The sequence below is a fragment of the Neorhizobium sp. AL 9.2.2 genome, assembly GCF_013317225.1.
In the GTDB taxonomy this organism is placed as follows: domain Bacteria; phylum Pseudomonadota; class Alphaproteobacteria; order Rhizobiales; family Rhizobiaceae; genus Neorhizobium; species Neorhizobium soli.
The window spans coordinates 1,404,826-1,418,329 of the sequence record NZ_JAALXU010000003.1; the positions used below are offsets into that span (position 1 = coordinate 1,404,826).

Here is a 13,504-nt window from a genome sequence, read left to right on the forward strand (position 1 = left end):
AAGGCTCTCCAATGTCTCTTCCCGAAAAAGCTTTCCCCGTCTCCTGGGACCAGTTCCACCGTGATGCGCGCGCGCTGGCGTGGCGTCTCGCCGGTTTGGGTCAGGATTTCAGAGCCATCGTCTGCATCACGCGCGGCGGCCTTGTGCCGGCGGCGATTATTTCGCGCGAGCTGAACATCCGCCTGATCGAGACCGTCTGCATCGCGTCCTACCACGACTACGTCAACCAGGGTGAGATGAACCTTCTGAAAGGGATTTCGCCCGAGCTCTGCGAAGACGGTGGGCTTGGCATCCTCGTGATCGACGACCTGACCGACACCGGCAAGACAGCCTCCGAGGTGCGTGCCATGCTGCCAAAGGCGCATTTCGGCTGCGTCTATGCAAAGCCGTCGGGCGTGCCGATGATCGATACGTTCGTGACCGAGGTCAGCCAGGATACCTGGATCTATTTCCCGTGGGATATGGGCTTCACCTACCAGGAGCCGATCGCCAAGGGCCACAAGGGCTGAACTGCCACACGACATCCAGACCGGCTCACCCGTGCCGGTCTGTCTTCGCGCAACCGGTTTCAGACGATCAGGAAATCCTGATAGCTCAGCGCCAGGCTCTTATCGAGATGCGCGATCATCACCGAGCCGCCGGACTTGCTGCCGTTGGCATCGTAGAACAGATTTCCGGTATCGGTTTCGTAGACCAGAAAATCGTTGCTGTCCTTGGCCGTTGGCGACGTGCTTTTCAGGAAATTGCCGCTGGAAATCGCTCCGTTCTTGGTGAAGGCGGTGAAGATCGCGTTCTCCAGATGGATCAGATCGTCCACGACCGAGAAGTCGGTGATCGTATCGACATTCGTTGAGCTGTTCAGCGCCGAACTGAAGACGAACGTGTCCTTGCCGCTGCCACCGGTCAGGGTATCGTTTCCGGTACCACCGATCAGCTTGTCGTTGCCGCCGTTGCCGATCAGCTTGTCTTGTCCAGCCCGACCTTCGAGGATGTTGGCGACCGCGTTGCCGACGATGACGTCCACGCCCTTGCCGCCGATCGCGTTCTCGATCACCGTGCCCCGCGACAGCGAGAGATTGTTGATCCCGCCCGAGACGCTCGAGAATTTTTCGGCATTGAGGTCGATCCGCTGGTTTCCCGACGCCCAGCTGAAATTCAGCGTATCGCTGCCGCCGGTATCGACCAGGTTCATCGCGACATCCTTGCCGAGGAAGTCGGACTTGAGGTCGTAGGTCGTGTTGCCCGAACTGATCGCCGTGGTCCCGTAGAGGTTGCGGATGGCAAGGACGTCCACCATCATCGGCGTGATGGAGGTGGTGCCGGAGCCACCGGCCCAGACACTGACCTGATCGTCGAAATAGGACATCACCGTCAGTTGTGAGGAATCGTTTTCGAACCGGTTGTCTATGCCCCAGGTGGCGTTGCCGTCATAGTTGCCCGCATGGCCGAGCCCCAGCGCATGACCGATCTCGTGCACATAGGTGGACATCGTGTAGCTGTCTGCGCCCGCGCCGTAGTCGGTGATCCAGCTTGCCGCCACATTGACGAAAGACGCCGTGGTGAAACCGCCGATGATCGACGTCGATCCGCCGTAAGCGCCGCCCTCCTTGTCGTCGAAGGAGATCTGTGCCGAACCGGACACGAACTTGAACTTGATGCCGGAGGCTTCCGTCCAGGCAGTGAGAGCCCACTTGGCCAGCTGCTGGCCCTGGGTGGTCAGCGCACCGATGTTGACGGTCAACGTGCCGCCGGCCGCGATATTGAACTTGAAGGGCGTGCCGCCGTCGCTGGTCCAGAAATCCGTGGTCAACTGCTTGGCGATCGTATCGTAGCTTGCGAATTTCGGGGCGGTAACAACCGTCGTCTTCAGCGCATAGTCGCCTGACCATTCGTCGTCGTGACTGCCGACGCGGATATAGTAGGTGCCACTCTTTTCGGCAAAGACGCTGAGCGTCGACTTCTCGAAGTCCGTGTCGAGACTGTTCTCGTCGATATCAATCGCGATGCCGTCCGCGTCCATGACCTGCAGACCGGCCCAGCCGACCGTCCCCGACATGTCGAACTGATAGGCTTTGCCTGCCGTAAGCGAGACCTTGATCCAATCGGCATCTCCGGTCGCCAGCGCGCCGGTGAACGTGTCGCCGGCAGCGATCTTGTAGGCCGTGGAACGGCTAGCCGCTGCCTCAGTCTCTTCCGTGTAAGTCGCCATTCAAGTCTCCCCCGGCCTTCCTGTGGCCATTCAAAATCCTGATGCCTCGACAAGCTGCCGGGCAAATGCCTTCAGAATATCGTCATTCAAAGCCGCGTCCGAGACGACGGTCGTCACGACCGGTCCGGAACGCCAGCCAGCAGCTCCGTCTGCCTTCCAGCGCAATCTCGCAGACACGCTGTTTGTGCGAGCGCGCGTTACCTCGAAGACGAACTGTCCATAACCAGGTCCTCGACCCGTCATCTGCTCGACTGTGGAGCGGACAGCATTACAGGCGGATCTCGAAACTGCAGTATCCATGGTATGCGCAAATTCGCAACGATACGAAGGTCGTTGCGTCGCATCGGCAAACGCGGCGAGCGAGCCGGAGGTACAGATCAGCGCGAGCCCGAGTGTGCGAAAGATTGCCTGACGACTATGCCGCGCAACGACGTCGCCGAACATCACGGGCTCCCTCTTTTGAACTCGCTTTTTGCGAAACCTACTTGCATCCCGGTTAGATATACGAAAACCGTTTACGGTACATTTGCGGAATACGAGGGATGAGAAATCGGAGCGATGGACTTACCCCTGCAAGACGTGCCGTTTGGAAACATTTCCGGCTGTCAACAGAGCGAACCGCATTTTCCCAACCTCGAAAATAATCCGAAATTGTCGCCAGTGTCACACAGATGCTTCAGAGCATAGGCAAAGTCCCTGCTTTACAGGCGTCGCACTGTCGAAGCAGTCCTGATCGCGAACGCCGTCCAATTGCGTGAACTTCGCGCAGTCCGGTACTTGACGTCGTAAATCACTGAGATTCCTCAACGTTTTTTCTTCCCCGTTATCCACAGCCAAACCTACAATATCTTGTGGTTACGAAACCACTAACAACTACGGCTTGACGAATCTCCCCTGGAGGTCGACATTGCCATCAGGTTGCGGCGGCGACTGGACCGGGAGTAACGAGGCCGGTTCTTTTTCGAGTCAAAATGGGTTTCCTGCAGGTCGTGGCGGTTCTTGAGGATCGCCTGGTGACGGATTTCCATGGCCGCTCGATGGTCTGCTGAAACGGTGCTGGCGCTGGCGGAAAGAAACTGTTAATACTATATTTAGTGTTTGCAGCCACCATCCATCACAAGATACAGACATGCCATCCATGATGTTTCACTGGGTGATAAAATTTTGACCGGCTGCCCATGATGGCGAGCAGCCGGCATGAACACGTGCGCCCCATCGAGTGGCGCCTCACTGACGAGGGATTAGGCAATGCGCATCGAACGTCGTTTCACCAAGCCGGAAACGGGCGCCTACGGAGAGATCGAATTCCGCAAGGCAACCAGCGAGATCCGTAATCCGGATGGCTCGATCGTCTTCCGGCTTGCGGATATCGACGTGCCCACGCAGTTCTCGCAGGTTGCGACGGACGTTCTGGCGCAGAAGTATTTCCGCAAGGCCGGCGTGCCTGCGCGCCTGAAGAAAGTCGAAGAAAACGACGTTCCGTCGTTCCTCTGGCGTTCGGTTGCCGATGAAAAGGCGCTGCGCGATCTTCCCGAAGGCGAGCGTTACGGTTCGGAAATCGATGCGCGCCAGGTATTTTCGCGTCTTGCCGGTACCTGGACCTACTGGGGCTGGAAGGGCGGCTATTTCACGTCGGAAGACGACGCGTCCGCGTTTATGGACGAGCTTGCCTATATGCTTGCCACCCAGCGCGTTGCGCCGAACAGCCCGCAGTGGTTCAACACCGGCCTGCATTGGGCCTATGGTATCGACGGTCCCGGCCAGGGCCATTTCTATATCGACCCGTTCACCGGCAAGCTGACCAAGTCGAAGTCGTCTTACGAGCATCCGCAGCCGCATGCCTGCTTCATCCAGTCGGTCGGCGATGACCTCGTCAACGAAGGCGGCATCATGGACCTGTGGGTTCGCGAAGCCCGCCTGTTCAAGTACGGCTCCGGCACCGGCTCCAACTTCAGCCATCTGCGCGGCGAAGGCGAAAAGCTTTCGGGCGGCGGTCGCTCCAGCGGCCTGATGAGCTTCCTCAAGATCGGTGACCGTGCAGCCGGCGCCATCAAGTCGGGCGGCACGACGCGTCGCGCGGCGAAGATGGTCGTGGTCGATATCGACCATCCGGATATCGAGGAATACATCAACTGGAAGGTCAAGGAAGAGCAGAAGGTTGCCGCCCTCGTCACCGGTTCCAAAATCGTCAGCCGTCATCTGAAGGCAATCATGAAGGCTTGCGTCAACTGCGAGGCCGATGGCGACGAGTGCTATGACCCGCTGAAGAACCCTGCCCTGAAGCGCGAGATCAAGGCCGCCAAGAAGGACCAGGTTCCGGAAAACTACGTCAAGCGCGTCATCCAGTTCGCCCGTCAGGGCTACAAGGATCTCGAGTTCAAGACCTACGACACCGACTGGGATTCGGAAGCATACCTCACGGTCTCCGGCCAGAACTCCAACAATTCCGTTTCGCTGAAGGACGACTTCCTCAAGGCGGTCGAGAATGACGGCGACTGGAACCTGACCGCACGCAAGGACGGCAAGGTCATGAAGACGCTGAAGGCCAAGGACCTGTGGGAACAGATTTCCTATGCCGCATGGGCGTCTGCCGATCCGGGCATCCACTTCAACACGACGATGAACGACTGGCACACGTCGCCGGCCGGTGGACCGATCCGCGGCTCGAACCCGTGCTCGGAATACATGTTCCTCGACGACACGGCCTGCAACCTTGCCTCGCTGAACCTTCTGCAGTTCAAGAACCCGGCGACGAAGAACATCAACATTGCCGATTACGAGCATTCGGTCCGCCTGTGGACCGTCGTTCTCGAAGTCTCGGTCATGATGGCGCAGTTCCCGTCCAAGGAAATTGCCGAGCTCTCCTACCAGTACCGCACGCTCGGCCTCGGCTATGCCAACATTGGTGGCTTCCTGATGTCGTCGGGCATTCCGTATGACTCGAAGGAAGGCCGCGCCATTGCCGGCTCGCTGACCGCGATCATGACCGGCGTTGCCTATGCGACGTCTGCCGAAATGGCCGGCGAACTCGGACCGTTCGCGAATTTCGCGCCGAACCGCGAAAGCATGCTGCGGGTCATCCGCAACCACCGCCGCGCAGCTTACGGCGAAACCTCCGGCTACGAGCAGCTGTCGGTCGATCCGGTTGCGCTGATCCACTCGGAAAACCCGGACCAGGATCTCGTCGTCCATGCAAAGGCTGCCTGGGACAAGGCGCTGCAGCTGGGTGAAAAGCACGGCTATCGCAACGCCCAGACAACAGTGATTGCGCCGACAGGCACAATCGGTCTCGTGATGGACTGCGATACGACCGGCATCGAGCCTGACTTTGCTCTCGTGAAGTTCAAGAAGCTCGCCGGTGGCGGCTACTTCAAGATCATCAACGGTGCCGTTCCGGAAGCGCTTCGCAGCCTCGGCTATACCGAGAGCCAGCTTGCGGAAATCGAGGCCTATGCGGTCGGTCACGGCAACATCAACCAGGCTCCCGGCGTCAATCCCGGTTCGCTGAAGGCGAAGGGCTTCTCCGACGAGAAGATCGCTGCCATCAACGGCGCAACCAAGGCTGCCTTCGACATCAAGTTCGTGTTCAACCAGTGGACGCTCGGCACCGACTTCCTCAAGGAGACCCTGAAAGTTGCCGACGAGCAGCTGGCCGACATGAGCTTCAACCTGCTCGAGCATATCGGTTTCTCAAAGAAGGACATCGAAGCCGCCAACATCCACGTCTGCGGTGCGATGACGCTGGAAGGCGCTCCGTTCCTCAAGGACGAGCATCTGCCGGTGTTCGATTGCGCCAACCCGTGCGGCAAGATCGGCAAGCGCTACCTGTCGGTTGAAAGCCACATCCGCATGATGGCGGCGGCCCAGCCGTTCATCTCCGGCGCGATCTCCAAGACGATCAACATGCCGAACGAGGCAACCGTCGAAGATTGCGGCGCAGCTTACATGCTGTCCTGGAAGCTGGCTCTGAAGGCGAACGCCCTCTACCGCGATGGTTCGAAGCTGTCGCAGCCGCTCAACGCCTCGCTGATCGACGAAGACGATGCAGAGGACGCGATCGAGGACCTGATTGCAGCACCAACTGCCGCGCAGGCCGTGACGATCACCGAAAAGATCGTCGAGCGGATTGTCGAACGCGTCACCCGGGAACGGGAAAAGCTGCCGAACCGCCGTCAGGGTTACACCCAGAAGGCCAATGTCGGCGGACACAAGGTGTATCTGCGCACCGGTGAATTCGGTGACGGCCGCATCGGCGAAATCTTCATCGACATGCACAAGGAAGGCGCCGCCTTCCGCGCGATGATGAACAACTTCGCCATCGCCATCTCGCTCGGTCTCCAGTACGGCGTGCCGCTCGAGGAATATGTGGAGGCCTTCACCTTTACCAAGTTCGAGCCGGCCGGCATCGTGACGGGCAATGACGCGATCAAGAACGCCACGTCGATCCTCGACTACGTGTTCCGCGAACTGGCCGTGTCCTATCTCGGCCGTCACGATCTGGCGCATGTCGATACGTCGGACTTCTCGCAGACGGCACTTGGCAAGGGTATCGAGGAAGGCAAGACCAACCTTCTCTCCACCGGCTGGACGCGCGGCTACAAGCCGACCCTCGTCTCGGGTGGTTCCGACCGGTTGGCTGGCAACGAGCCGAAGGGTTCGGCAGGGGGCTCCGCGGCAAAGGCCTCGGTCGGCAGCGGCGGCGGCAACGTCACATCGTTTGCCGGCTCGGCTGCCCGCAAGCTCGAAACCACGCTTGCGATCTCCACATCGGAAGTCGTGTCCTTCAAGCGCGACTACGAAGAGCGGCCTCGCGAAGTGGCAGATGACATCGCCGACGAGCAGCTTGCCGACGAAGGCCAGCAGGTCGCAACCGCCCTCTTCTCGGACAAGGCCGAGGCAGACGCTGCCGCTGCCAAGGCGGAAGCCAAGAAGAAGGAAGCCGATCGCCGCATGAAGTCGATCATGCAGGGCTACACCGGCAACATGTGCACCGAGTGCCAGAACTTCACCATGGTCCGCAACGGAACATGCGAAAAGTGCGACACCTGCGGCGCAACGAGCGGCTGCAGCTGAGTTGAGACGGGATTGGTGAGCGGCTAGCCCTCACCTGAGCCAAATTAGTGTAACCTGATCCCCGCACTGATGATGTTCAGTGCGGGGATTTTTCTTGCGGCCTTTTCCTCAAACACTGAATAAACGCTGTTCGTAGCTGTTCCCTCGAAACAGTCTTTCCCGTGTATGCCAAAAGCGAGGAACCGAGCTTAGAGCGCTGGGGACCCACGGCCAGCAACGGCATGACCTGCAATCCGGTTTGACGCTCGCGTGGCCCACCCCACTTCACAAAGCCGTGTCACCGCACTTCGCCTTGCGGGCATCAACCTCCCGTTAGCTTTTCGTTGACCATAATGGTCCCGTATTCGCCGGGCTGCGGTTTTCGCATCCCGCTGTCACAGTTTGCGTAAAGCGGGTTTGTCGTGTCCCAGTCTCTGTCGATTAAGTCTGTACCCGGTGCTGCACGCGCACTTGTGAACCTCGCCTCGCAAGCGGCCGGCAAGGCTGCACGGTCTGCGGGCGCAGCCGGGCTTGCGGTAGCGGCTCTGTTGGGATCGGCGTCGTTTGCCTTTGCCGAGGATCGGTCTCTCAAGCTCTATTTTACCCATACGGGCGAAAAGGCGACGATTACCTACAAGCGGGACGGCAGGCTGGATCAGAAGGGTCTTGCCCAGATGAACCGGTTCCTGCGCGACTGGCGCCGCAACGAGACGGCGCGAATGGATCCGAACCTGCTCGATCTCGTCTGGGAGATCTACGAGCGTTCCGGCACCAACAATTACATCCACGTCGTATCGGCCTATCGTTCGCCTGCGACCAACAACATGCTGCGCGGTCGCTCACGCTCCACCGGGGTTGCGCGCAAGAGCCAGCATATGCTTGGCAAGGCGATCGATCTCTACATTCCCGGCGTCAAGCTTTCGACGCTGCGGGCCATCGCTGTTCAGATACAGGGCGGCGGCGTCGGTTATTACCCGACATCCGGCTCGCCCTTCCTGCATGTGGATGTCGGCAATGTCCGAGCCTGGCCACGTCTGTCGCGGCAGGAGCTGGCGCGTATCTTCCCGAACGGCAGAACCATCCATGTTCCCGCCGACGGAAGACCGCTCCAGGGCTATAGCGTCGCGATGGCCGATCTCAAACGCCGTGGCAGCGGCAAGTCGATCGCTATTGCGCGTGCGACCATAGATATCGAGGCCGACGATGATGCAGGTGCCGGAAAACGGGTCGGCAGCGGCCTGATCACCGCGATGCTGCCAACACCACGCAGCCGCGCGCTTGCAGCACTCGACGAGCAGACGACGCCACGGCCATCGGCGCGTGCGACGGTTGCCGTGGCGCCGGTACCCGCCTTTGCCGATCTGGCATCTCTCGCAATCCCGGCCCCGGGCCTGCGTCCGGCGGCTGAAACCGCGTCATCGGCTCCTGCCGCCGTCATCGAAACCGCCTCGCTTGGTCCGGCACCGACGGCCGCATCGGCGTCCGCGCTCGGAAACAGCATGCCGATGCTGCCTCGCCCTGCACCGGGCTTCGTACCCGCCCTCGCCCTTGCTGCGCCGGCGAAAGGACTTCCAGAACCAAGACACTCGCTGGCATCGCTGCCGATCACCGGGCCGCGAATCGATCCGGAAGACGAGTTCGATGGCGAAGACGTTTTGATCTCCTGGGCGATTTCGCCCCCCGGCGCATCGACCGGAATGACCGCGCCGCTCGTCGTCGGCCGCACGCTGACGGATCTGACTGCCAAGCCGGACAGTGCCGAGCCTCTGCCGCTCGGTATTGCCGAAGAGTTCGATCACAGCCGGTTCTGGTCGGACGGCTGATCGGCCACCGGTTCAGACCCATCGTTTTCATAGCGATTATGAAAAAGGCCCGCGATTGCGGGCCTTTTGAGTTTATGTAATGAGCGATGGGGCAGAAGCTGTGGCTCGCAGCGTTTCCCGACAGACATCGATAGGCAAACCGTTGAGGCGGCTAAGCCCAGATCCCCAACGAAAAAAAGGCCCGCGTGAGCGAGCCTTTTCCGTTCCGGGTGTGACCGGATTAATCAGAACCTGTAGTTCACGCCAGCGGTAACCGAGTGGTCGTGAACGTCCTTACGGGTTTCGACGCCCTGGTAGGAGCTCTTGACGTTGTCGGTCATGACATAGTTGTACTCGACGCGGGCCGAGATGTTGCCGGTCAGCTTCTGCTCGATGCCGGCACCCAGCAGGAGGCCAGGCTTCCAGCCGTCTGGGCCGGTAACATTGTCACCATCGCGATACTTCGTCATGGCAAGACCGGTCGTGCCGTAAAGCAGCGTCTGGTCGAGCGGAACACCAGCCTTGACCTTGGCGGCCATGCGATGACGCTCGGACAGCTTGCCGCCGCGGGCCTTCACGTCGGCATCGCCGAGATAGGAGTAATCGAGTTCGCCACCAACGATAGCGCCGCCCAGGTCGTGGTTGTAGCCGCCGTGAACGCCGAGGTTGAGGCCCTTGCCGCTGGCAAACGGGTTGATCCTCGGCGACGTTACACCGCCGTGTCCACCGACATAAGCACCTGACCAACCGGCCGGTTCGCTCGCAGGTTCGCTGTAGGCGGGCGCCTCATAGGCGCTGGTGAGATCCGCAGCCATAACGGGGCTGGCGGCAAAGGCGGCGACGAGCGCCAGGGCAAGTGTCTTCTGGGTCATTGCGTTTACTCCATACAAAGCCTGCAAGTGGCGGATGCGCAGGCGATACAACCGGCTGAAAGCCGCGGGACGATCCAGGCAACCCAGCCCAGATAGCGAGGACAATCCCGCACCGTATTGCGATTTATTTTCACGAATTCATAAACGCATCGTTAACTGCGACCGTCCGGAACGACCTTTGTGCGATATCTTCAGATCACGATATTGGGATGCCAGAAAGCCCGCAAAATCGACGTTTTTTGGGAACCTTTTCGGGCGTCGTTAAATTGGATAGATTCGACCATCACAGAGGAGAACCGCACATGCTGACGAATACCGCACGGCAGTCCGTCCCGTCGCCGGAGGAGAATGTCCTGACCGTCCAGGAAGCGCTCGAGCCGCTGTTTCTTGCGCTTGAGGAAGAGGCGGAAGTAAGGATGATTGCAGCGGCCCTGAAGGCCGGCTGGACCGCGGAAGAGGCTGTCACAGCAATCGACGAACTGCGAATGAACGAACTGCTGCCGAACAACCCCTCGCACTAGGACCGGCCGAAATTATCGGTCGCCTCGCTTCTACCGCTCCCCTACACTGCTTCCGACTTACGTCGGAATGCAGCGAGGACAGATGTCGTTCAGAAGAATTTGCGTATATGGCGCGGGCGCGCTCGGAAGTGCATTTGCCGCAAAGATTGCGGCTGGATCAGGAGCCGACACGGAGCTGTCGGTTGTGGCGCGAGGCGCACAGCTTAAGGCAATCCGAGAGAACGGGTTAAACGTCGTTTATGAAGACATAGGCATCGATCCGGTCCGCGTACGGGTTGCCGCGACGGATGATCCGTTCAGTCTGCCTCCACAGGATATTATCATTACCGGTTTGAAGGGCCATCAGCTCGCAGCCGCAACAGATGGTCTGGCGGCACTGCTTGGCGAAAGCACGCGCGTCGTGATGATCCTGAACGGAATTCCCTGGTGGTATTTCCATGGGGACGTGGAAAGCGGGTTTGGAGGCCGGCAGATCCCCGAGCTCGACGCAGACAGCTGCATCTGGAACGCCATCGGTCCGGAACGCGTGATCGGTTGCGTCGCGTATCAAGGTGCGGAAATCATCGAGCCCGGCAAGACACGCCTGAACGGCAAAGGCCATTTCTTTCTCGGCGAACCCAGCGGCGAGATGTCCAGCGACCTGTCGGCGATCGTCGAGCTTTTCCAGCGCTGCGATCTCGATGCCAAGGCAACGCCGCGGATCAGAGACGAGATCTGGGCGAAGCTTCGTGGCAACGCCGCCTTCAATCCCATCAGCGCCCTCACCCGCGCCTTGATGATCGACATGATGTCAAACCCGGATATCGCCGAAATCGTTCGGAAAATCATCAACGAGGTTCAGGCCGTCGGCACCGCCTTTGGTGCGAGGTTCACCCAGACGGCCGATGAAATGTTTGCGAGAGCGCAAGGTTTCGGGCCAGTAAAAACCTCGATGCTTCAGGATCTACTTGCGGGCAAGGCGCTGGAGATCATGCCGTTGACGGGCATGGTCGTGTCGCTCGGAAAACTGGCCGGCGTGCCAACGCCTGTGTGCGAAACCATCTTTGCGCTGACCGCTCAACTGGACCGCCAGCACCTCACAAACTGAATCAAATCGCTCTCGACCTGAGTCCGGAAATCGCTTCAAGTCTCTGTAGAGAAAGCTTTTTACGAAACCAGAAAAAGAAAAGTCCCGCTGCGGGGAGCAGCGGGACCAGGTAGATTGGAGGTCAAATATTTTGTCGTTTTTGGGCGACGCGGGGGGAAACATCGCCTTGCTTTATCTGTCTTGCCAGCGGGCTGGTGGCTCAGCGCGTCGGCATCATGCTTAAATAACACCCGGGAACGCAGTAGGTTCCATAGATCTTTAACCGGGTGTCTGTAGGATTGTTGTACCCATATACTGGCATGAATGAGGCAAGCATGGCAGGTCCGAATTTTCGCTACACGCATTATGATCTCAAACCGCAGCGCGCCGGCACGATCATTGAAGTCACGCTCAATGGGGTGAACAACGTCCGCCTGATGACTGCTGCGAACTACCAGCGGTTTACGGAACAACTCGATTTCAAGTTCGTCGGCGGCGTTGCGAAGAAATCGCCGCTGCGGATCGCCGTTCCGGAAAACGGCCACTGGCATCTGGTGGTGGATATGGAAGGGCATCACGCTCTGGCCGAGTCTTCGGTGAGGCTCGTCGCGGCACCGGGTCAGGCGCAGAAACCAGGCATCGCCAGGGCTTCCTGAGGCTTAGCTGCCGCCGCGCTCCTTGCGCAGCTTCGACCACCAGTCGAGACGCTTTCTGATGTCACGCTCGAAGCCACGCTCCGGGGGATCGTAATAGGTCTGGCGGCCCATTTTTTCCGGGAAGTAGTTCTGGCCTGAAAATGCGTCGGGCTCGTCGTGATCGTAGCGATACCCGTCATTATAGCCCTCTGCCTTCATCAGCTTGGTCGGGGCATTGAGGATATGCTTGGGTGGCAGAAGCGAGCCGTTTTCCTTGGCAGCCCGGGTGGCCGCCTTGAAGGCCATGTAGACCGCATTCGATTTCGGGGCTGTCGCCAGATAGACGCAGGCCTGGGCGAGCGCCAGCTCCCCTTCAGGCGAGCCTAGATAGTCGTAGGCATCCTTGGCGGCATTGCACACGACAAGCGCCTGCGGGTCGGCAAGGCCGATATCCTCCACGGCCATCCGGACCAGACGTCGGCCGAGATAGAGCGGGTCCTCGCCGGCATCGAACATCCTCGCGAGGTAATAAAGTGCGGCATCGGGATCCGAGCCCCGCACCGACTTGTGGAGCGCGGAGATGAGATTGTAGTGGCCGTCCTGTGCCTTGTCGTAGACAGGGGCGCGGCGCTGGACGATCTCGGTGAGACCGACGGTGTCGAACACCTCACCCGTCCTTGCCGCACGCCAGATTTCCTCGGCGAGCGTCAGAACCGCACGGCCGTCTCCGTCCGCCATCCGGATCAGGCTTGCACGCGCGCCGTCATCGAGCGGCAGCGGCTTTGCCTCCACTTGCTCAGCGCGTTCCAAAAGTTCGCTGAGGCTCTCCTCGTCGTGACTGCGGAAGGTCAGAACGCGCGCGCGAGAGAGAAGAGCGGCGTTGAGTTCGAAACTCGGGTTCTCGGTGGTAGCGCCCACGAGGATCACCGTGCCGTCTTCCATGACGGGCAGGAAACTGTCCTGCTGGGCGCGGTTGAAGCGGTGGATCTCGTCGACGAAGAGAAGCGTCTGGCGGCCCTGCATGCGTCTCAGCCGGGCCGATTCGAACACCTTCTTCAGATCCGCGACGCCGGAAAAGATCGCCGAAATCTGCTCAAAAGCGAGGCCCGCCTCACCCGACAGCAGCCGGGCGACTGTTGTCTTTCCTGTGCCGGGAGGGCCCCAGAAGATCATCGATCCGAGCGAGCCGGAATCGATCATGCGACGAAGCACGCCATCGTCACCCGTCAGATGAGCCTGACCTGTCACCTCCGAAAGCGTCTTCGGCCGCAACCGGTCGGCAAGCGGCCGCCGGCTGGCGACCTCTTCTGGGACTTTCGGTGCAAACAGGTCGTCGCTCATCAGCCC

9 protein-coding genes are annotated in these 13,504 nt (G+C 59.9%); 6 read left to right on the forward strand and 3 right to left on the reverse strand.

Annotated features, from left to right (window positions below; all coding sequences use genetic code 11):
• Positions 1 to 11: 11 nt before the first annotated feature.
• The gene (gene gpt, locus G6K99_RS13450) at positions 12 to 509 is read left to right on the forward strand and encodes a xanthine phosphoribosyltransferase (RefSeq protein WP_062457651.1); all 498 of its coding nucleotides are present in this window, start codon (positions 12 to 14) and stop codon (positions 507 to 509) included.
• A gap of 59 nt (positions 510 to 568) precedes the next feature.
• Here gpt and G6K99_RS13455 read toward each other — a convergent pair whose 3' ends face one another.
• A complete protein-coding gene (locus G6K99_RS13455; RefSeq protein ID WP_174196771.1) occupies positions 569 to 2,209 on the reverse strand; it encodes a M10 family metallopeptidase C-terminal domain-containing protein in 1,641 nt (546 codons plus the stop codon).
• 1,248 nt (positions 2,210 to 3,457) lie between these two features.
• Between G6K99_RS13455 and G6K99_RS13460 the strand changes: the two genes are divergently transcribed.
• On the forward strand, positions 3,458 to 7,282 hold the full coding sequence (locus tag G6K99_RS13460; RefSeq protein ID WP_174196772.1) for a vitamin B12-dependent ribonucleotide reductase: 3,825 nt from the start codon (positions 3,458 to 3,460) through the stop codon (positions 7,280 to 7,282).
• Positions 7,283 to 7,683: 401 nt separating this feature from the next.
• Entirely contained in the window at positions 7,684 to 9,084 is a 1,401-nt protein-coding gene (locus G6K99_RS13465) for a DUF882 domain-containing protein (protein ID WP_371816178.1), read from the forward strand.
• Between the two features lie 224 nt (positions 9,085 to 9,308).
• On the opposite strand, the gene G6K99_RS13470 is transcribed toward G6K99_RS13465, so the two are convergent.
• Positions 9,309 to 9,935 carry an outer membrane protein gene (locus G6K99_RS13470; protein ID WP_062457663.1) on the reverse strand — a complete coding sequence of 209 codons (627 nt, stop codon included), beginning with the start codon at positions 9,933 to 9,935 and terminating at the stop codon, positions 9,309 to 9,311.
• Between the two features lie 302 nt (positions 9,936 to 10,237).
• Here G6K99_RS13470 and G6K99_RS13475 point away from each other — a divergent pair, with 302 nt between their 5' ends.
• The 3 genes from G6K99_RS13475 (at position 10,238) to G6K99_RS13485 (ending at position 12,178) form a co-directional block, all read left to right on the forward strand.
• Complete coding sequence (locus G6K99_RS13475; protein ID WP_062457666.1) at positions 10,238 to 10,456, forward strand: hypothetical protein; 219 nt, start codon at positions 10,238 to 10,240, stop codon at positions 10,454 to 10,456.
• A gap of 82 nt (positions 10,457 to 10,538) precedes the next feature.
• Positions 10,539 to 11,543, forward strand: coding sequence for a ketopantoate reductase family protein (locus G6K99_RS13480; protein ID WP_174196773.1), 1,005 nt, complete (start codon positions 10,539 to 10,541; stop codon positions 11,541 to 11,543).
• A 314-nt stretch (positions 11,544 to 11,857) separates the two neighbouring features.
• A complete protein-coding gene (locus G6K99_RS13485) occupies positions 11,858 to 12,178 on the forward strand; it encodes a DUF1883 domain-containing protein (RefSeq protein ID WP_062457672.1) in 321 nt (106 codons plus the stop codon).
• Positions 12,179 to 12,181: 3 nt separating this feature from the next.
• On the opposite strand, the gene G6K99_RS13490 is transcribed toward G6K99_RS13485, so the two are convergent.
• A complete protein-coding gene (locus G6K99_RS13490) occupies positions 12,182 to 13,498 on the reverse strand; it encodes a replication-associated recombination protein A (protein WP_062580286.1) in 1,317 nt (438 codons plus the stop codon).
• Positions 13,499 to 13,504 lie beyond the last annotated feature (6 nt).